Source organism: Planktothricoides raciborskii GIHE-MW2, from assembly GCF_040564635.1.
Lineage (GTDB): Bacteria > Cyanobacteriota > Cyanobacteriia > Cyanobacteriales > Laspinemataceae > Planktothricoides > Planktothricoides raciborskii.
This window is the reverse complement of the sequence record NZ_CP159837.1, coordinates 3368989-3391157: the sequence shown is the minus strand read 5'-3', so window position 1 is coordinate 3391157 and position 22169 is coordinate 3368989. Positions and strand designations below refer to the sequence as shown.

11 protein-coding genes and 2 pseudogenes are annotated in these 22169 nt (G+C 43.3%); 10 read left to right on the top strand and 3 right to left on the bottom strand.

Going from position 1 to position 22169, the window contains the following annotated elements; genetic code table 11:
• Positions 1–88 precede the first annotated feature (88 nt).
• The 5 genes and pseudogenes from gvpA to ABWT76_RS14340 form a co-directional block, all read left to right on the top strand.
• Complete coding sequence (gene gvpA / locus ABWT76_RS14360) at positions 89–307, top strand: gas vesicle structural protein GvpA (protein ID WP_054464971.1); 219 nt, start codon at positions 89–91, stop codon at positions 305–307.
• A 119-nt stretch (positions 308–426) separates the two neighbouring features.
• Complete coding sequence (locus ABWT76_RS14355) at positions 427–1695, top strand: hypothetical protein (RefSeq protein WP_354636312.1); 1269 nt, start codon at positions 427–429, stop codon at positions 1693–1695.
• 283 nt (positions 1696–1978) lie between these two features.
• Positions 1979–3424, top strand: a complete 1446-nt coding sequence (gvpN, locus tag ABWT76_RS14350; protein ID WP_354636311.1) for a gas vesicle protein GvpN — start codon at positions 1979–1981, stop codon at positions 3422–3424.
• 2 nt (positions 3425–3426) lie between these two features.
• Positions 3427–3663, top strand: a pseudogene (locus ABWT76_RS14345) (gas vesicle protein); the annotation flags it as partial.
• Positions 3664–5393: 1730 nt separating this feature from the next.
• Positions 5394–5613: pseudogene (locus ABWT76_RS14340) on the top strand (hypothetical protein); the annotation flags it as partial.
• Between the two features lie 281 nt (positions 5614–5894).
• Here the strand turns inward: ABWT76_RS14340 and ABWT76_RS14335 are convergent.
• Complete coding sequence (locus tag ABWT76_RS14335; protein WP_054464974.1) at positions 5895–6218, bottom strand: hypothetical protein; 324 nt, start codon at positions 6216–6218, stop codon at positions 5895–5897.
• Between the two features lie 1388 nt (positions 6219–7606).
• Here ABWT76_RS14335 and ABWT76_RS14330 point away from each other — a divergent pair.
• The 5 genes from ABWT76_RS14330 to recF all read left to right on the top strand — a co-directional run bounded on the left by ABWT76_RS14330 (position 7607) and on the right by recF (position 14367).
• A complete protein-coding gene (locus tag ABWT76_RS14330) occupies positions 7607–7897 on the top strand; it encodes a hypothetical protein (RefSeq protein ID WP_054464976.1) in 291 nt (96 codons plus the stop codon).
• A gap of 1176 nt (positions 7898–9073) precedes the next feature.
• Positions 9074–9292, top strand: a complete 219-nt coding sequence (locus ABWT76_RS14325; protein WP_156331539.1) for a hypothetical protein — start codon at positions 9074–9076, stop codon at positions 9290–9292.
• A gap of 536 nt (positions 9293–9828) precedes the next feature.
• The gene (locus ABWT76_RS14320; RefSeq protein ID WP_190877679.1) at positions 9829–9993 is read left to right on the top strand and encodes a hypothetical protein; all 165 of its coding nucleotides are present in this window, start codon (positions 9829–9831) and stop codon (positions 9991–9993) included.
• Between the two features lie 198 nt (positions 9994–10191).
• Positions 10192–13008: a cation-translocating P-type ATPase gene (locus ABWT76_RS14315; RefSeq protein WP_190877681.1), complete on the top strand. Its 2817-nt coding sequence runs from the start codon at positions 10192–10194 to the stop codon at positions 13006–13008.
• A 225-nt stretch (positions 13009–13233) separates the two neighbouring features.
• Positions 13234–14367 carry a DNA replication/repair protein RecF gene (recF, locus tag ABWT76_RS14310; protein WP_054464981.1) on the top strand — a complete coding sequence of 378 codons (1134 nt, stop codon included), beginning with the start codon at positions 13234–13236 and terminating at the stop codon, positions 14365–14367.
• 486 nt (positions 14368–14853) lie between these two features.
• Here the strand turns inward: recF and ABWT76_RS14305 are convergent, their stop codons facing one another.
• Positions 14854–16164 (bottom strand): response regulator, encoded by a 1311-nt coding sequence (locus tag ABWT76_RS14305; protein ID WP_054464982.1) that lies wholly within the window; start codon positions 16162–16164, stop codon positions 14854–14856.
• Between the two features lie 3 nt (positions 16165–16167).
• Positions 16168–21738, bottom strand: a complete 5571-nt coding sequence (locus ABWT76_RS14300) for a PAS domain S-box protein (RefSeq protein ID WP_354636309.1) — start codon at positions 21736–21738, stop codon at positions 16168–16170.
• Positions 21739–22169 lie beyond the last annotated feature (431 nt).

The following is a 22169-nucleotide window of genomic DNA, read 5'->3' as shown; positions in this document are numbered from 1 at the left end:
TCACGGCTTTACCAGTCAGTTGGTCTTCACTGCTGAGTCAATTCAGCCAAATCAACCCTCAAAATTTGATTATTTAGGAGATAACATCATGGCTGTTGAAAAAATGAATTCTTCCTCAAGCTTGGCAGAAGTTGTTGATCGCATCCTTGATAAAGGGGTGGTGGTCGATGCTTGGGTACGGGTATTTCTCGTCGGTATCGAGTTGTTATCGATCGAAGCACGGGTTGTCATCGCTTCCGTCGAAACTTACTTGAAGTATGCTGAGGCAGTGGGTTTGACGTCTCAATCTGCCGTTCCAGCCAACTAACGGCAATTTTTTGCTTATTTGGTCATTTGTCCTTAGTCATTGCTTATTGCTGACAAAAGACAAAGAACCAAGAACAAGAGACTTTCGGACCCAGGACAAATCATTATGAGGCGGGAATTATGGCTCTTTTTAATGAATGGCAAGCCCAAAGACAGCAGCGTCAGCAAGAGTTACGGGCTCGCCAAAAACAAGTGAGTGAGGATTTGGCAGTTTGGCGAGAAAACCGGGTCAATATGAGTCGAGAAATGCGCCAATCCCTCAGTGATTATTACAGCCAGATCCAGGTGCAAACGGAACAATTTTTAAACAATTGTCGAGAGCAGCGCTATCAAAATAGTCAGCGATTTATGCAGGCATTAGATGAGTTTGCCAATATTTTGGCGGCAGAAACTAGGCAGTTTCTCAGTAATATAGCCCAAGAACGCTCGACAATGGCTCAAGACCAAACAAAAGTATTGCAGGCTTTTCACTATCATCTCAACCGTTATGCGATCCAGTTTCTCCAAGAATGTCATTATCAGCGAATGGATATGAAAGCTGAATTGACTGAATATTTGGAGCAGTTTATGCACCAACTGTCGTCAGATGTGGCCGCTTATTTGCAAGAGTTTGATTGGCAACAACAACAAGTTGCCCAAGAGTTACAGGAAACTTTCCTGGCCGAGCGTCAGCAGCGATCGCAAACTCTGCAAACTTTATACGATAGCTTTGCTAATTTACGTTGGCAGCGGCAACAAGAAATCGCCACTTTACAAGCGGAAATGTGGGGCAATGTTAAAGAATATCGCGTCAATTTGTCTAATCAGGTTTGGGGCTATATGCCGACACCAACCCAGGTACAATCTCCAGGGGGCGATCCTGGGGGCGACCACAGAGGGGACGCCCCTACGAAATCGATCCCGTTTGCTCAACCCGTCCCTAGTCGAGTTACTGCGCCTACTGCACCAGCGATCGCCTCTGCACCCGTGACGAAACCTCCATCAGCAGTGTCCCCAACCCCCAGGACACAAACCCCACAACCAGAGACCCCACCAAAAGACCCAGAAACGGTCCCACCAAAGGCAGACTGGCCACCGATCGCCCCTCCGGAGACCCCACAAACCGACTCACCAAAGGTGATCGCGCCACCGATCTCCCTTTCTGCGGCGCCCCCGGCCCCCGGACTATTGGCAACCCCCGCGCCATCCGTTGCCACCCCAAGTACGACCGCGATCGCCGACCCTATGCAGCAAGCAGTCTATGATTACCTGAAGCAAGTAAAATCGGCGCGAATTAAAGATATTGAAGAACGGTTACAGATCAACCGCATTCAAACCGTTGATATCCTCCAATCCCTGATCGATCAAGGATTAATTACCCAAAATAATCGGGACTATCTGATTGTGTAAACTTGTGTAAACTCAAGGGGGAAAAATTTATTCAATTATGTAGGGTGGGCAATGCCCACCAAATTTTATGGATATCTATAACCCTTAGATAACACTTAAATTTGCCCAAATCATTCGGTTATTGATTGATTGCTCCTGAGACGCGGGGTGAGAAAAAATCAACCGTCAAAAGTAGCAAACAATAAAACAGTTAATTCACAGATTACTAGCAAAAATTGATTCACTAATTACTGTAAACTGTCAACCAATAACAGTTAACCAATCATCACCGTTCGGAACCAAAATGGCTACTGTCATCCAAGCACGTCCAAGACAATTTGTTAATACACCAGCGGTTGAACGCCTTGCCAAGCGAACCCTGAGATATTTAAACTCCGGCTTTTCCATCCACCTACGCGGCCCAGCGGGGACGGGTAAAACTACTCTGGCGCTGCATTTAGCCAACTTAGTAGGGCGTCCCATGATGATCATTTTTGGCGATCGCGAGTTAAACTATTCGGATTTAATTGGCAATAAAAATGGTTATAATCGCCGAAAAGTGGTGGATAATTTTATTCATAGCGTGGTCAAGATTGAAGATGAATTAACACAAAATTGGAATGAGGAGCGGTTGACTTTAGCCTGTAAAGAAGGGTTTACTTTAGTTTATGACGAATTTAACCGATCTCGCCCGGAAGTGAATAATGTTTTTCTCTCGGCATTAGAAGAAAAACTGTTAATTTTGCCTTCGGGGGAAGGGCAATCAGAATATATTCGGGTTAATCCCCATTTTCGGGCAATTTTTACCTCTAACCCCGAAGAATCTTGCGGAGTGCATGGCACTCAAGACGCGCTATTAGACCGATTGGTGACGATTAGTATGCCTGATCCGGATGATCAGACCCAACAAGCAATTTTGGTACAAAAAACCAAGATCGATCCGGAGTCTGCCCTGCGAATTGTGCAAATTGTCAAAGCATTTCGGGACACGGTGAAACAAAGTCTCCCGGAAACATCTCATCACGCAAAAAGGGCTAAACATTCTTCGCCTTTACGTTCTTGTTTGATGATTGCAAAAGTCAGCAAAGAACATAATCTGATGGTGCAGGAAAATAACCCGGATTTTCGAGACGTTTGTACTGATGTGCTGCTGTCACGGACTAATTTAGAGTGGGCAAAAGCCCAGGCAATTTTGGATCAGTTTTTCGAGTCTCGAATTACCCCGGTTTCTCTAGCCAAAGTTAATAATTTGCCCCTGAGAGATGGCTTGCCTAATCAGCGAGTTGAGAACCCGTCAACAACGCCAAACCCGGCTGAGGTGAATCCCTCAGAACCTTTAATTGTTGAAGCACCGAATTATGATGAGAATGGTCATAAATTACACATTTCCCTGGGTTCGGAAAGTTTTAAAAATGGCAAAGCACTGCTGAATGGAAAGTCCAATTCCCCGCAGTCAGAAAATTCCGCTTTCGGCAAGCGATCGCTTGCCGAAACAGGATTAAATCCTGCACAAGCCGCACAAGCTGCACAAGCTGCACAAGCTGCACAAGCTGCACAAGCTGAACAAGCTGAACAAAAAGTCTATCACTATTTGCAGAAATCTGAAGGAATGCGCGTTTCGCAAATTTCTCAAGCCCTGGGATTGAATCGATTTCAAACTATTGATGCCCTGCGATCGCTGCTGAAAAAGGGTCTGCTCATTCAACGAGACGATCGCCTCTATGTTGCTTCACAGGATAAATTATCTTAACGATGACACAAAGTTCTATTAACAGTCCAAAACGCGATCAAATTACCACATCAACCCCCGGAAGTACCTTGGCAGATATTCTCGAACGGGTGTTAGATAAAGGAATTGTGATTGCTGGTGATATTTCCGTATCTGTGGGTTCAACGGAATTGCTAACGAGTCGGATCCGTTTGTTAATTGCTTCCGTGGATAAAGCCAAAGAAATTGGGATTAACTGGTGGGAAAGCGATCCTTATTTACAGCGTTTTTCAAATTAGTGAACCACAATCATGTATAATATAATGAATTTTTAAGCTCCCTATCTATTTCTGATCATGCCAGCCGCATATTCTACCGATTTACGCAGTCGATTCCGAGATGCTTACCAAAATCAATTAGGGTCTCAACGTGAGATGGCGAGGAGATTTGACGTAAGTTTAACTTTTGTGAGAAATTTATTACGACACTATAGAATAACCGGAACAATCACCCCCAAACAATATACTAGGGGTCGTTCACCCAAAATCCCTGAGTATATCGGGGATTTAATATTATCAAAAATTGAGAAACAACGAGATATACTGATTAAAGAGTTGTGCGATTATGTGGAGTAAAAAACAGGAATTAAAGTTAGTCAATCTACCATGTATCGGTTCTTAATAAAAAATCGCTTAACTCGCAAAAAAAAAGTCTTTACGCCTCGGATCAAGAAAGAGGCGATATTCAATAGGACTGTTATGATTATCGAAAATGGCTAGACAAGATAGATATTAATAATATGGTATTTGTGGATGAATCGGCAGTAAATTTAGGGATGACTCGTTTGTATGGACGAGGAAAAATTGGGGACTGGGTGGTTGAACTATGTCCAAGAAATAAAGGGAAAAATATTAGCGTAATCGGTGCAGTAAGTGAAGAAATGGTTTAATTGCTTCAATGACTATAGAAAGGAGTACAGATTCGGCAGTGTTTCAAACATATTTTGAGTCAGTATTAGTGCCTAATTTATTGCCAGGAGCGTTGGTGTTAATGGATAATTGTTTATGAAAATGTCAAAGTCAGAAAAGCTATAGAATTGGCGATAAGCTTGTATTTTTACCTATTCTCCAGATTTATCCCCGATAGAATTATGTTGGTCTTTAAAGAATTTCTTCGTTCTAGTAAAGCTAGAACTAAAGAAGCTTTAGATATAGCAATTAATGAAGCTTTCAGTAAAATTACGGAATCTGATGTTTTTAATTGGTTTGAGCATTGTGGTTTATTCATTTGAAAACCGCTGTAAGTAGCCAAGCGGTTTCTTTGATAGAATCCAATCAAAGGTTACTCTAACAAGTGAAGAATTTGCAAGAAGAAGTGCAAAGTTTGAAGGCGATCGCGGCTATAGTTAATTCAAAGGTGCGATTCGTTGGAGCAATCCACTTTTGTCATCGACATCGACATCAGCCCCACGGAACGGAATAGCTATCAATCTTGTGAAGCGAGCTCTCCCGAAGCCGATAAGACCTAAGCAGATGGTCAAAAAAGTCGGCATCTGAGTCAATTGCTCATGGATAGAGTTATGGGAACCATCGTCTTGAATCCTCCTAATAACTAAGTGGCGAAACTGCTTGATACGCCGCGCACAAAAAGTGACTGGAGAAATCCTAGGAATTCACTAGGAAAAAGACGGAGAAATAATTGATTCATCCGTTACGAAGTCCCAAAAGTATCCGGATAGATGGACAGCCTAAAAGCAAAATAACCTTCTCTTGGCGACGAAGTAACCCCACGTTGGCTCTCCAGCAATGGAGTATTGATTTAAGTGTAAGAATAGCCTTCGTGGGGGTAGGTTAAATCTGAAGGTTATGCCGAACAGGAAGACTAACAGCTTTCTGATTAGGATGTGAGATTAAAGCAAGGCGCTGCTAGGAGCGGCTGGGCTGTGAAAGTGGCACGTTCCGTTCTGAATGGGAGGTAGGGGAAGCGATTCCCCTATCGACCCTACCTATAAATGAATCGTGTTGAAGGGGAAAATACAAGATTAAGACATTACTTAGATCGATTACATAGAGATCGATTACATAGAAAAAATTTTTGTTATTCTAAGTTATTCTAAATCTCGCTTAATGTTGAAACTATCAGTAAGATTAGTTATTTATTATGTAAGGCATAAAACTGTACCTATTCCATTGACTAACTCTGGCGAGCCACTGGAAACCCTGTCTCCATAGCATACCAACAATGTGCAACGCCTAATTTTTTAAGTTTTTTTAATGTTTAAGGATCAATTCCTAACCCCTAGCAGGATTAATGCCGGATCAATCATCGGCATTTTGGCGATGACCGTTGAACCTAGAAAAAGCGAGGGATATGAAATGCCATCACCGATGGATGAGACCGATGAATGAAGCGGGGAGAGACATTCAACCATTGGACAATCGACTCGACTTTTTCCGAATTTTTCCGATTTTTTATAACTTTTTATAACTTTTTATAACTTTTTATGACTTTTTTATCCGACTAACACAGGTTGAGGTTGACGCCAGACTACTTTTTCTACTTGATCTGGGGAAATTTTCAGATCATCAAGCATCTGAAAAGCGCCTCTAACTAGACTGGCATTATTGGTGGTGGCATAATTTTGAAATAATCTTAACTCTTCGTGCTGCGTCAACCCTCTAAGGTTCACGCTATAAGCCATTTCAATATCCACAAACTCGCCAAATTCGTCATAAACTTCCACAAACTCTTCAGGGTTTTCGCTATCCGTAGGAACTCCTTGGGGAAAGAGTTCTTGCAGTTCAGGATTTTTGTCGTTGAGAATTAGGTAATACATTTTTAGCCTCCAGGGTTGAACCTCAAGTTTCAGCGATCGCTAATGACTTTGTATTACATCTGGTCACGAGTCAGGTCAGGACAGAACTAGATATTTTAGTCTCTTTTCATCTCTTTTTTTGGAGATATCCTGAATCGGTCTATCAGAGCGACCTCAGACTCGGGTCTACTTCTGAATCACAGATGTTATCATGCAGTCGAACAGATTGCCAACTATTTTTGCCAACTCTTTGATCCAAACTGGCATCCAGCACCTGGGTGAGTGGCGTATGACTTTCTATTACTTTTAGGTATAGCGATGATCTCTGAGGATGTCTGGTGCTGGTGGACAGTTTCAGAATCGCACCTATGATCCGGGTCACATTGTTGCCACACTACAGAAAAGTGTTGGAATTTTTTGCTACTGATTGCTCCTAAGTACAGATTTCCGTCGTTCAGTTTGCCCGGTTGGAACCATCTATAAGTCCAATAGGGGCTGTAAATTTTGGCAGCGGGCGAATGGGAGAGGTCGGTAATGGTGTGAGATCGCCCACACTCATCAAAATATTTGTATTGGGGCGCTAACCATCCTTTTTTGTCCCGCTTGCCATTGAACTTTTTGCAAACTAGCTGTTCTTTTTGTTGCCATTTTAGTTGCTGGATCATCTCCAGACGCGGAGAAGCTGTGTGGCGGCCACCGGCATTTTTTTCTGTAGTGCCGGAAAAGTCCAGTGTGAGTCGCTTTGGGCTGCCTGACGGCGGGGTTGCGAATCGGGGCATTAAGAAGCATCCGGCAACACAGCGACTTGCGCGACCTGGACAATCGCAGGATTTGTTCTGTGATGATTGCATCATAGCATTTCTTGCCACAGATAGCCAGAAATTTTCCGCGATCGCTGTTCATCATCCCAGACCAAAAACGCCTAAAAAAGCACCATTTTTGCGATTAATTAAATTTACTTATTTATCAATAAAACGGGTATTTTATTAAAAATTGAAGCAGCAATTTACTCCCGATATTCCAACAATTTTCTAAGCATAAATGGCCAAACTATAAGGGGTATGTGCGGGATTTTCTCCCAACCAATACCTAACCATTCTTTGACTTATCGCGGCTTTGAAACATGGGCTAGGGCGCCGTAGCTTTTCCTGCGAGTTTCTTAGTTCTATTCTCCGAATTGTTGTGATTTCCCTCGCTTTTGCAGAGGGCAGGAGTTTCTATGTCCGAATTTTCCGACAGCAAGGTTGACATGGCCGCATTCAAGGCTTGTGAATGCACAATTTTAGGCCAAAAAGAGTGTATTCCATTAATTCAACCATCACTTAATCTCGCGAAGTTGCGGTAATTCTAAAAACTGGGTTCCGAAAAATCACTATCAAAACAAGATTTTAGATTATTACAATTTTACGGTGAAAAAGTGGTGTGGCAGCCCAGAGGCGATTAAAGAGAAGCAGGAACAAGAAGAAAAAGACAAACTCATGCCGGAGATAAAAAGCCAAATGGGAGCAAAGCTATCAAAAGAAGATATGGCTCAAATTGAGGAAATTGTCCGAGGAAAAGCAAAAGAGACAAAAGTTAAAAATCCTACGTCTAACCAAGCCAAGAAGAAGTGGCAGCGGTTAATAAATTCTCGCGTCGCTGCGAAGTGCGTTGAAATGCTGTGGCAAGCTTTGGTGGATGAGATTTATCCCAAGGCATAGTCTGCTATTCTGAGAAAGAACGGATCCTTTTTTAAGGTGCTTGTCAGCCTAAACAGAGGATCCGTTCTTTTTTTTGGTTTTTTGACCCTAAACAAACAAGACCGCAAATAGATTGGGGGATGCTTGGTGGGATGCTTGGTGAGATGCTTGGTGGTTACGTGCAATAGCTTCGGTTAATTTGTTCATAAACCAAGCGCGATTGGGCAAGCAAGTCAGGGGATGGTGGAAAGCCATATATAAAAGTTCTTCTTGGGCTTTTTCCCGCTGGATAATTTCTTGTTTTAGCTGCTGCTGTGCCAGGTTGATTTGTCTATTTAAATCCAGGGATTCCTGAAGTTTATATTCGAGTTCAGCGGTTTTTGCTGCGAGTTTTTGTTCTATTTTTATAGTTAGGCAATGGTTTTGTTATTGTAAATATTTTAAGTTTAATTTATGCTTTAAAATTAAAATAATAAAATATCGCAGTAAAACATATTTTATGATAAAAATATTTACTTAGTAAATATTTTTATCTAATCAGCTATTTAATCTAATATAATAATAAAAAATACTGGGATATTGCCTTGGAGTTTTTTTTTATTTTTCACAAAGGACATAGCCAGACATTTCTGGCCTTTTGATATAAAATTAGATGAGTTTGCTTGGGTTGAATTAGAGGCGCTGGCAGGATTGATGGCTTGATAAAATATCCTGAAAAATTTGAGAATTTTACAGGCTATCATCAACGATTAAAATCTCTGCTTTCATAGGTTTTTTTATGGCTATAAATTGGGATAAATTGAATTTTCTTTTTTTAACGGTTAATCAAGGGAGCGCATCTAATGTTTTTAAGATTTTGGCACAACACTTGGCACAACAGTCAGAGCCAAGCGCCGCCACTATGTTGAATGATGGACATTCTAAACCGATGGATGGCACTTAGAGGATTGGCGGTGCAAAGATGAAGAGACAGCGGTTTGAGATCCCGTGGGTGATGGCACCCAGCCCCAGATATCAGATTTCAATCTAGAAAATGCGGTGTAGGGGCGCTTCGGGAAGTAGGGGCGCTTCGGGAAGCACCCCATGAAAAAAATTTTAATTTGCAGATAGTTGGATCGCTAGATTTAAATTTTAACGGTATCAGGCATTTCTGGGATCATCGGTCTAGATATCCCTCTAGAGCGGGGATTCTAAGCGGTGACGATCGCGGCTGCAATTCCTGCAATTTCTACTTTATGTGTTTATGTGGAATGGCGATCGCTTCCAGGGGACTGGAGTCGGCGAAAACCGATGCCGTTGCTCGGACTGTTGCGATCGCCCCTGACCAATAGCCGAACCCCGCGAATGTTAACCCCCACATCTGTCAAAGATTTTTTCCTAGGCCAATGGGCTTTGAATAGTTTAATAAAAATATAGACATCCATAGACAGGCATTTGACAAATATTGAAAAATGTTATCCTACGGAGGTAGGTAGGTGATGAACAATGGAACGTCATAAAGAGAAAACAAGATGCAGCTAGTCGAAAGACACCATTACAAGAAGACTCATAAGTATTGGCAAGAGTGTGATACCTTGTGCTTTAAAGCCAAGAATCTTTACAATCTCTGTAACTACTATATGAGGCAGCGATTCTTTAAGACGGGCAAGGTCTGGTCTAACGCCAAATTGTATCACTTAGTAGCTGATAATGATGCCTATAAACAAATGCCTTAGACCAAAATAGCTTGCTCTTTAATTAGGCAGGTTTGCCAAGCTTGGACTGGGTACTTTAAAGCCCACAAGGACTGGGAAATTCACCCTGATAAGTATATATCCGAACCAAAAATACCCAAGTACATAGACAACTTGAAGGGACGTTATTCCGTTCTCTATAAAGGGTCTGATGCCATCTACAAAAGACCTCTAGCCGAGGTAATTTGTCACCTATCTCAGAGTGGCATCAAGATAAAAATGTACCAAGCTAAAAAACCAATTCAAGCTAGAATCGCCCCGAAAAATGGCGGCTATTTGATTGAAGCGGTGTATGAGGTCGAAGAGCCTTCAAAAAAAGAAAGCAATGAAAGAATTGCGGGGATTGACTTAGGGGTAGATAACTTAGTGGCTTTAAGCTGTTAAAATGATCGCCTAAAATAATCGCCAGAAAAGTAATGCGATCGTCAAGCCCAACAATTTCAGATTGATCAATGTTTTCGGAGACTTCAGAGCATTCTCTGACTAAATAAATCAGCATCACCCTTGAAAGTCGTGATAACGTGATGGCGATATCGCTGTTTAACCCGTTGTGGATTCACCAAATTGTACTCACCAGATTGTATGAATGACCATTCTCAGCTAGATTCTCAATTTGCTTGGCATACTTTGGCAGTGCCTCAGACGCTTGAACGTTTAGAAACCAATGCCCAGATCGGTTTAACTTTACAGCAGGTATCCGCCAGACAAGCTCAATTCGGCCCTAATGAAATTCAAGAAACCGGTGGTCGCACCCCTTTAGAAATTTTAATTGACCAGTTCACTAACGTGATGCTATTAATGCTGATCGCGGTGGCATTTGTGTCAGGAATTTTAGATATCCAAGATGGGGACTTTCCCAAAGACGCGATCGCCATATTCCTAATTGTGATTCTCAACGGGGTACTGGGTTATCTGCAAGAAAGCCGTGCCGAAAAAGCCTTAGCCGCCTTAAAAAACATGGCATCGCCCTTAGTGCGAGTCATCCGCGACGGCAAAACCCAGGAAATAGCCGCCAAAGAATTGGTGCCCGGAGATGTGATGCTGCTGGAAGCCGGGGTGCAAGTGAGTGCTGATGGCCGAGTTATTGAAGCATCTAGCTTACAAATCCGCGAAGCTGCCCTCACCGGAGAATCTAACGCTGTCACCAAACAGGTGACACTCACCCTACCAGAAAACACCAGCTTAGGCGATCGCCTGAATTTGGTCTATCAAGGCACCGAAGTAATCTTGGGTCGCGCCAAAGTGGTAGTCACCAAAACTGGCATGAACACCGAACTGGGGCGCATTGCCGCCATGATTCAGGGAGTAGAAAGCGAACCCACCCCCCTGCAACAGCGGATGACTCAACTAGGGAATGTGCTGGTCACAGGTTCTCTGATTTTAGTGGCCTTTGTGGTGATTGGTGGCACCCTGGTGAACCAAAGTGCTTTTCGGGACTTATTAGAAATTTCCCTAAGTATGGCCGTGGCGGTGGTTCCCGAAGGTTTGCCAGCGGTGATTACCGTGACTTTGGCCTTGGGGACGCAAAGAATGGTCAAGCGGAATGCCTTGATTCGCAAACTCCCCGCCGTGGAAACCTTGGGTTCTGTTTCTACCATTTGTTCCGACAAAACCGGCACCCTAACCCAAAATAAAATGGTGGTGCAACGGGTGCAAACCGCTAGTTACAGCTTACGGGTCACGGGAGAGGGCTATGAACCTTTGGGGGAATTTAAAATAGAAAATCCCTCTCCCTCTGGCAACGGTCACGCCCCCGGAATAGCCAGCGAACAGCTACAAAACGATCCAGAAGTGCGATCGCTTCTCCTCACTTGCGTCCTCTGTAATGATGCTCAGTTGCAGGAAGAAAAGCAGCAATGGACAATTCTCGGCGACCCCACCGAAGGCGCCCTCTTAGCCCTAGCAGCCAAAGGCCAATTAGAGCAAAAAAAATTAACCCGTCAAATGCCCAGGGTCGGGGAGTTTCCTTTCTCCTCGGAAACTAAGCGCATGAGCACCATTTGTCAGCAGCCATCTTCCGAGGGTGCTTATGCCATGTACACCAAAGGCTCCCCAGAGTTGACCATTAACCGCTGCACGCAAATTCAGCAAGGGGCAGAAATTAAACCCCTGACGGCGGAAAAACGAAAGGAAATTTTAAATCAGAACGATCTGATGGCGGCGCAAGGGTTGCGGGTCTTGGGATTTGCCTACAAGCCTCTCACCGATGTATTTCCCGCTGACACCAGCCAACAGGAGGCGGAACAACAGTTAGTCTGGCTGGGCTTAGTCGGGATGCTGGATGCCCCCCGTCCCGAAGTTCGCGCCGCTGTCGCCAAATGTCGCCAAGCGGGAATTCGTCCGGTGATGATTACCGGAGATCACCCCCTGACCGCTAAGGCGATCGCCTCTGACCTGGGCATTGCCCAAAGCGGCGATCGCGTCCTAATTGGTCAAGAATTAGAACAACTCAGTCAACCGGAACTAGAACAGCAAGTTGAGCGAGTCAGCGTCTATGCGCGAGTATCCCCAGAACATAAACTACGCATTGTCAAAGCCCTGCAAAGTCGCGGTCAATTCGTGGCCATGACCGGGGATGGGGTCAACGACGCCCCCGCCTTGAAACAAGCAGATATTGGTATTGCGATGGGCATCACGGGCACCGATGTCAGCAAAGAAGCCAGTGATATGGTGCTCCTGGATGATAACTTTGCCACCATTGTGGCCGCTACCGAAGAAGGGCGAGTAGTCTACAGCAACATTCGCCGATTCATTAAATATATTCTCGGTTCCAATATTGGCGAAGTGCTCACCATTGCCTCTGCCCCCTTATTGCTACCCGTGGCGGATGTCCCCCTGACTCCATTGCAAATTCTCTGGATGAACTTAGTCACCGACGGCTTTCCCGCCCTTGCCCTCGCCGTGGAACCCCCCGAACCGGATGTAATGAAAACTCCACCGAATAGTCCCCGGGAGAGTATCTTTGCCAGAGGATTGGGACTCTATATGGTGCGAATTGGGATTATTTTTGCTATTTTGACCATTACCCTAATGGGTTGGTCTTATGACCATGCCACCAAGAATTACAATGAGATTCTTCAGCCGGATCGGTGGAAAACAATGGTCTTTACAACTCTGTGTATTGCCCAAATGGGACACGCGATCGCGGTTCGTTCTAAAACTCGCTTAACCATCGAAGTCAACCCCTTTTCTAATCCTTATGTATTGGGGGCGGTGGTGATTACCACCATTCTTCAATTAATGCTAATTTATGTCGAACCCTTGCGGAATTTCTTTGGCACTCAAGTGATCGATGGATTAGAGTTACTCGTTTGCCTCGGATTTAGTGTTTTAATGTTTGTCTGGATTGAGTTGGAAAAACTCTTTGTCCGCTGGTATAAATCCCGGAAAAAGGCTTAGGATAAATCTCAGCAAAATTAATTATGTAGCAGGGTGGGCAAAATTTGGACTGAAAAATTTTTTGTAATTATGTAGGGTGGGCAATTTTTTGCCCACCTTACGCAAAAGTAAAACTGATACAGGTAGGGTGGGCAATTTTTTGCCCACCTTACGCAAAAGTAAAACTGATACAGGTAGGGTGGGCAAAAAATTGCCCACCCTACGCAAAAGCTACTATTTTCAAGAATGTATATTAAAAATATCTACTTAAAACATTTTCGCAACTATCAAGAACAACCCTTAGAATTTTCTTCCGTAAAAAATATTTTACTGGGAGAAAATGCCCAAGGAAAAACAAATTTACTCGAAGCGGTAGGGTTGCTCTCTACCTTAAAAACCAACCGGGCTAGACGCGATCGCGACCTGATTTTGCACGGAGAAAATATCAGCCAAATTGCCAGCACCATTAACCGGGAAACCGCCCCCATTGAATTAGCCATCACCCTACGCCATAGCGGACAACGCACCTGTACCATTAATGGCGAAGGTTCGCGCAGGCAGATGGATTTTATCGGCCTATTAAATATTGTCCAATTTTCCAGCTTAGACTTAGATTTAGTCCGGGGAGGCCCGGAACAACGGCGCAATTGGTTGGATGAATTATTAATCCAACTTGAACCAATTTACGCCCATATTTTACAACAATATAATAAAGTCTTGCGCCAAAGAAATGCCCTGTTAAAAGAATTAAAAAAACAAGAGCATATCTTAAACTCCCAAAAATCACAATTGGCTTTATGGGATGCCCAATTAGCCACCCTAGGCGCCCGAGTCACCGTCAGGCGATCGCGGGCTTTACAGCGACTCGCCCCCATTGCCGAAACCGGACATCATGCCATCAGCGGTCACAGCGAAACCTTAGAAATTAAATATTTACCCAACATCGAAGCCATGCAAGACCCCACAGTCCGGGAGTCTGCCCAAAAAGCTGAACTGGCTTTCTTGGCAAAAATCCAAAGTCGGGCGATCGCCGAACAACACCAAGGCACCAGCTTAGTCGGGCCACACCGTGACGAAATTGCCTTTTTTCTCAACCAGCAACCTGTCCGGCAATTTGCCTCCCACGGACAACAACGCACCCTAGTCTTATCTCTCAAACTCGCCGAACTCAAACTCATCGAAGAAGTCGTCGGCGAACCCCCGGTACTCCTCCTGGATGATGTCCTCGCCGAACTCGACCCCAAAAGGCAAAACCAACTATTTCATACCCTTGGCGATCGCTTTCAAACCCTGATCACCACCACCCACCTTGACCAATTCGCCCAACAGTGGATCGACGCCGCCCAAATTTTCACCGTCAAAAGCGGTCAAATTTTCTGATAATTTCAATTATCTGTTGGTTGTTATTTGTTGGTTGTTATTTGTTGGTTGTTATTTGTTGGTTGTTATTTGTTGGGTAGGGATTCTTTGGGTAGGGATTCTTTGTTTGTTGTTTGTTATCCGTTAGACAAGAATGCTTTGCTTTCATTATAAAAAGCCTCATCCGTTGCCACATTCGGGGCAACCACCGCAAAAAAAAGGAATTGCCCCTACCATCCTCACACTAATCCGCTTACTATTGCGATGTAGTTAATGGGTGGGTTACGGACGGATGGAATTAAGGTTAATTGTTTTTCCCTCAAATTTCCGCGAACACACCCTACATTTACTATTACGATGTAGTTAATGGGTGGGTTACGGCTGGAATTAAGGTTAATTTTTTTTCCCTCAAATTTCCGCGAACACACCCTACGTTTACTACATTTACTACTGGTGCGTTACGGCTGGAATTAAGGTTAATTGTTTTTCCCTCAAATAATTGCCAACCTAACACACCCTACGTTTACTAATTTCTGATTCGGGTAGCATGGGTAATGTAAAATAAAAAGTTGTGCCGACATCGACTTCAGATTTTAGCCAAATTTTTCCCCCGTGACGTTCCACAATTTTCTTACAAATCGTCAAACCAATCCCTGTACCGGGATATTCGCGATCGGTATGTAAACGTTGAAAGATCTGAAAAATATGTTCAAACTCTCTATCTGGGATGCCGATGCCATTATCTTCAATGGCAATCAGCCATTCACTCCCTTGAGTCCGATCCGGTTTACGTTCTGTCATCTGCATCAACCATTTCGCAGCCGATGAAACCGTTGGCTGATGACTATTAGCAGTCGGTTTGAACCCGTTTTTACTTTCTAGTCCATTGGGGAAAATCTCTGCAGAGACTTTAATTTTTGGCTGAATCCCCGGATGTTGAAATTTAATCGCATTAATCAACAAGTTTTGCCAAAGTTGTTGTAATTGGGTTCGATCACCCATCACTGTGGGTAGTGGTTGCTGGCATATAATTTCTGCCTCAGTTTTTTTAATCGACCATTCTAAGGAACATAAAACTTCTTGAAAAGCTGAGTTTAAATCAATCGGTTCAAAGGATTTAGCCTGAGTTTGAATCCGAGAATATTCCAACAAATCCTTAATCAGATGGTTCATCCGATTCGACCCCTCGACAATGCGATCAATATAATGGCTGGCTTTTTCATCAAGCATCGATTCGTATTTTTTGCCTAATAAGCGAGCAAACCCCATCGTCGTTTGCAACGGAGACTGTAAATCGTGAGAAACAATATAAGCAAATTGTTCCAATTCTTGATTAGATTCCGCCAGCTTGCTATTTAAATCCGCCAAGTTTTTATTTTGCTCCGTCAATTGCAGATTTTGTGCGGCAATAATCTTGCGTTGCCGTTGAATGATCAGTTGATGTTCAACGCGGGCTAAAACCTCCTTCACATGAAAAGGTTTAGTAATATAGTCTACTCCTCCCAACTCAAAGGCTTTAACCTTATCGATTTCCCCATCCAAAGCACTTAAAAAAATAATGGGTATTTGGGCGGTTTTTTCTGATTCTTTGAGTTGCCTACAGACTTCATAGCCATCCATTTCCGGCATCATAATATCCAGGAGAATTATGTCAGGGGGATCGTAATAGGCAGCATTAAGTGCTTGTTTACCGTTGATGACCTGACGCACTTCATAGCCATTTTCCGTGAGAATACTAAACAACAGTGCGGCATTTTCTAAGCGATCGTCAACAACTAAAATATCTCCATTTTTTTGAAAAAATTGCTCTGTATTCATGGTTTATTCATTCTTACTTAAAAAAACGAGTGTATCAAAATCAAGATTGTCAAATAACTCCGTTAAACCCTGAATCAGCCATTGATTTTCCGGGGGTATTTTTTGAATCAATTGTTGAATCATTTTACCTCGGGCACTGAGGGCAGCAAAATGGAGTTGGGAAATCCACTCACTCGGCATGACCGCCAAATCTTCAGGGGTCATTTTTATTTGAGGAATTGCTGGTGCATCTGCGGAAATTGAACATGATTCCTGATATATATACTTTACACCGAGATAAAAAGAAATTTTCTCAAGGAGCAAATTTTCTGGAAAGGGTTTCGGCAGAAAGTCATTACATCCCGCTGAGATGATGGCAGCCCGTTCCGACTCAAAAGCACTAGCCGTTAAAGCAATAATGATGGGTGCTTCACCATTAACTGATGCCCGAATTTCTTTAGTAGCTTGATACCCATCCATCACCGGCATCCGAATATCCATAAAAATTAAGTGCGGCTGCCAACTATGCCACAGAGACACCGCTTCTTCTCCATGACTGGCTTGCTGTACCTCAAAGCCAATTTGTTCTAACAATTTCACCAAAAGTTTACGGGAAGCCCAAATATCTTCAACCACTAAAATGCGGTAATGAGGTTGATTTGGTGCCAGCCCAATCACCATCGATCGGGCGGTAGACACTTCAATTTCACTCTGGGCGAGTAAGTCTTCCAACTCATCCGCTGCTACAGGTTGAAACTGTATGTCAAATTTAAAAACACTTCCCTTTCCTAGGGTACTCTCAACCGCGATCTGCCCACCCATTAACTTAACAAATTGTTGACTAATGGCCAAACCCAGACCGGTTCCTTCATTGGATTGTTTGCCGCTTTGACTTTGAAAAAAGGCATCAAACAAGCTTTGCAGTTCTTCTCGGGCAATTCCCGGTCCCGTATCGGTTACGGCAAAAATTAACCGATCGCGGTGTAGTGGGTCTGAGGGCTTTGCATTGAATTGATTCGCTTTAGCGATCCGCTGTGCGAAATCGCTCTGGTAATCTTCCGGGCTGTGGATCGCTGAGGATTTTGAAGATGTTGTTACTTCCAGGGTGACGCTGCCAGACTTGGTAAATTTAATGGCATTACTCAGGAGATTAATTAATATTTGACGCAGTTTATTTTGATCTGCTTTAATATATTTAGGAAGCTGCTTACTTCGGATAATATTGAACTTCAAACCTTTGATTTCAGATCGGATCTCTAGCATATCATAAAGATTATCAAGCATCCGATCTAAATTAAAAATTTCCACATTCTGGGTAATCCGACCAGCTTCAATTTTGGAAAGATCCAATATCTCATTGATCAAGGCAAGTAGATGCTCTCCCGATCGCAGAATAATTTCTAACTGTTCTCGCTGTTCTGATTTTATTTGCGAATTTCGTACCAGCAGTTGAGTAAAACCCAGAATTGCATTCAGGGGAGTTCTTAGTTCATGGCTCATATTGGCTAAAAAGATACTTTTCGCCCGGTTAGCGGCATCGGCCGCTTCTTTAGCTTCTTGTAAGGCAGCTTCCACTTGTTTTTGAGTGGTAATATCCCGGGAAGAACCTTGAATTTTGATAACTTTTCCCGTGCTATCGGCAATGGGAACTAAGGTGGTGAGGAGGTGGCGATTTCCCTGGGGTAGATCAATGGTTTCCTCATAGTTAATCGGTTTTTGAGTATTCAGACATTCCTGAAATTTTTGCCTAAAATTGGTGGTGTATTGCGGCGATCCCACTGCCGACAAGCTCTTGCCGACCACAGCCAATCGACTCATATGAAATAACTGTTCATTTGTGGGATTAATCGTTTTATAAATTAACTCTCCATTGTCTTGGATATCCAGCAGAAAAATACTCTCCGCCGAATGATCGAAAATCCCTGCATACAGGGCTTCCGAGTCTCGGAGTTCTGCTTCCATTTGCAAGCGAGAAAAATAACTATAAATCATTTCTCCTACCAGGCGCAACATTTGAGCATCTTCATTAGACCAATCCTGATTCATTTCATAACTATGCAGGTCAATGCTGCCCCATAAATTACCCACGGAATCGACCGGGAAAAGGCGATCGCGATCGGCTTCAGGGTTTTCCCCGCTGTGACTCAGATCGTGGTTAAAAATTGGCACAGCTAACACAGACCTCACGTTCCTAGATTGAAAATATTGTCTTTCAATGTTCGCGTTGACTGGCAAACTATCAATATGAGAAACGATAATATTTTGATTGGCATTTAACTGCTGCATCCACCAAGGAAAATTTTCGGCGGCTAAATATTTAACTGCCGGAAAATTCTCAAATCGCTCCCCAAATCCATCGCCGTTGTGCCATTCAGCAATCACCGCTATCTTCCTACAGTTTTCCGTAAAATAGTTAACAAAAACCCGATTCGCTCCCACCGCCAGACCAATGGTTTTTAACACTTCCTTAATCTCGCGACTCTGGCTGGTGACTAACTGTCGAGAAACTTGGGCAACAGCGCTTTCCACTGCGAGGCGGTATTGCAATTTAATCTCAGTAGTTTTGCGTTCTTGGATATCCTCCACAATACCAATTAGGTATTTGGGTTTTTCCTCCGCTTCATAAACCACAGACACCACAATTTTCACCCAGTGAATTTGACCATGCTTTCTAATATATCTTTCTTCTAGTTCATAAGTTCTTATTTGGTTATTTACAACTTGATTTAAATAATTCAAATGCTTATCTAAATCTTCTGGATGGATATAATTTTGAAATTTTTGATTTAATAATTCAGCTTCATCGTATCCCAATATTTCACAAAACCTTTGATTTAATTGCAGAAATTTCCCAGAAATACTTCTTCTAAATATCCCCACGGCTGCTTGTTGAAAAATAACTCTGAATCTTTGTTCGCTATTGATTAAGGCTATTTCCGATCGTTTGCGATCGCTAATATCTTCTACCGCATAAATAAAATACTTGGGTTGATTCAGTGGATTCGCTGACGGGTTAGCGAAGCTATCGCGCATCAAAGACACCATCACATTCACCCAAACAATTTCGCCCTTTTTAGAGATATAGCGTTTTTCCATTGAATAGTGAGAAATCGTCCCACGTAACAACTGACTGATATACTCTTCACTTTCGCGCCGATCTTTGACAATAGTAAGATTTTGAAACGTTCGTTCTAAGAGTTCTTCACGAGCATAACCAACAATATCACATAACTTTTGATTTCCCCGGAAAAATTGGCCATTTAAAGTACAAATACTCATGCCCACCGCTGCTTGTTCAAAAATGGCGCGAAAGCGTTCTTCACTTTCTTTCAAGGCTAATTCTGCCCGGTGGCGATCGCTCACATCTAACACGAAGGAAAACAGCGACAAAAACTCCCCTTGATTATTTAACAAAATCGAGTTATACCACTGACAATATAAATGAGTGCCATTTTTCGTAAAATTAATCGTTTCAAAAATCATTCGAGGTTGTTTTTTATTTTTCATCCGATCCAGAACTTCGGCAAAATTTTCCCAGGATTCCTCGTAAATAAATCCCCAGTCGTCGTAACGTTTACCGATCGCCTCAGAAGATAACCAACCAAAAATTTTTTCTGCCGTACCCGACCATTGAGACACGCGATAATCCTGAGTCCATTCAATAAAACCCAACGGAGAATTTTCTAGATGGAATTCTAATTGCTGATGAGTCACTTGGAAAGCTTCCGTATTTTTCTTGCGCTCGGTGACATCTTCAGAAATACCGGCAATTCTCATCACTTTTCCTCGTCGATCCAGTACGGGAAAACTCCGCTCGTAAATCCAGCGAATTTCCCCGTCACCGCGCACAATCCGATATTCTAAAGAAGTCGATGAGCCTAGGGTTTGGCGATGCAAATTCATCCGAAACCGCTCGCGATCCTCTGTATAAATACTGTCAAAGAGATTTAAAGGATTTTCATAGAGACTGTCGCAAGTTTTGCCCCAAATCTTTTCATACGCTGGACTGACATATAAAATCTTCAGAGGCACCAAGGTCAACAGCCAAAACACATCCTCAATATTGTCCGCTAACTGGCGAAAGCGTTCTTCGCTTTCTCGCAGGGCAGACTGGGCTTGGCGGTGTTCCGTAATATCTCGCAAGGACACCACATAAAGGGATTCTCCGGGGAATTGAGAGGGCGCGACCAGCATTTCCCCAATCCGAATTTGTCCCGAAGATTGCATAATTTCTAACTCGGTGGTTTGACCAACGGCCATTGGCCACTGCAACTCGGCCTCTAGCAGGTCTTCTAGGGGTTGATTAAATAATTTGGCCGCTGCGAGATTCGCAAATCTAATCACTCCCTGGGGATCTACAATCAGCAGACCTTCAATACTATTGGTCAACATATTATATAACTGGGCTTCGTTTTGGCTGAGTTGCTGCCAAATCAATTGATTGTTGGTAATATCGATCGCCGTCCCCAGAATTTGCACGGGGATCCCGTCAGCATCTCTGGTAAAAACCAAATGCTGACAACTCAACCAGCGCCAAGAACCATTCTGATGTTTCAGTCGATATTCCGTAGAAATCGCTTCTCCATCCCCCAGAGTTGGAAAGCGGTCAGAAAAAAGCTGCTGAAAGATAAACGTATCATTGGGATGCACTCGTTGGCATAAAAAATTCCAGCCACCTTGCTGAATTTCCGGCTGGCTGTAACCCAATATCTGAGTAATTTGTTGATTAAAATAGAGATTCTGACCGCTTTTTAGATCGTAGATATAGACCAATTGCGGCAAACTGTTGAGCATATTTTCCATCAGCAGTTGCCGCTGTTGCCGTTGGGCGGCAATCTGTTTGTAGGCCGTGCTGTCTAAGGCAACCCCAAGGATCTGTTGGACTCGACCGTCGGCAGTTCGAGAAAAGACAGTTTCTTGACAGTCGAGATAGCGATCGCTGCCCCAGATATCTTTCAGTCGAATTTCTCGATGGCAAATTTTCCCATCGGCAACGGTGTGCCACTGTTGAACTTGCTCTGCGGTGAGGGCTAACGGATCCCCCGTTCCCTTTGGGTTTGGCATATTTGGGTCTGGGATATAAGTTAGCCATTGGCTAATTTCTCGGTTCACATAGACGGGGCTTTCCTGGGTCAAATCATAAACATAGACCAGCACCGGAATAGTATCGAGTAATTTGTGCAAAAAATCAGGGGTTTTCCTGGTCAGCACCTGGGTAGGTTTTGCTTGAAGCTGCCGGGGATAAGCGATAGTTAATCTAAGCGATCGCTCGACTATCGGCGCACAGATTTGATCCCGCACCCAATAATCAGCGGCACCTGCGGTCAACAACTCCATCCCCTCTGCCGATCTGTCTACCAACCAAATCACTGGGACTGGACGTAATCCCGTCATCCAATAGGCCAAATTGGAAAACTCCTGGGAAAAATGCCCATCAATCACATAACCATCGTATCCGGCAGGCGGCATCGTGTTGAGATTGTCGCCCTGAGACCATCTATATCGCTGGCATTGAAATGTCTGAATTTTATCGAGCAAATTACCAACTTGTTTATAGTCAGCTTCGTCAAAATTCACGAATAATACGCGGAACATAGCACCATTCATCGGTGAGTGGCTCCTACGAAATTAAAGAAGAATGATTTTTATCTACTGAAGCATCAAGCATTAATGTCTGGTGGGCATTGACCACCAATTCCCCAGATATTGAATTTACCTTTAGAGTATCAGCCCCCTGTGCCGTCTTGATTTATCAAAAGCTAGGGAAAAAATTGTTGAGGAGTCATCTTGGGGGCTTGGGGGAGTGGCTGGATCCCTATAAATTCGCCAGTTCGCGGCAGATCAGATCCGGTGAGATTTTATGAATTCTTTCTCACACCTGTTTATATTTTACTACTGGTTTCGGCAGAATTTGTTAAAACATAAAAAATCACCCCTGAAGGTTTGCCAAAGATTTATTTTATCAAGCGGGGGTTTAGTTTGAGAAAATAATCCGCTATGATATTTAATCAGAATATCTAGTCAAA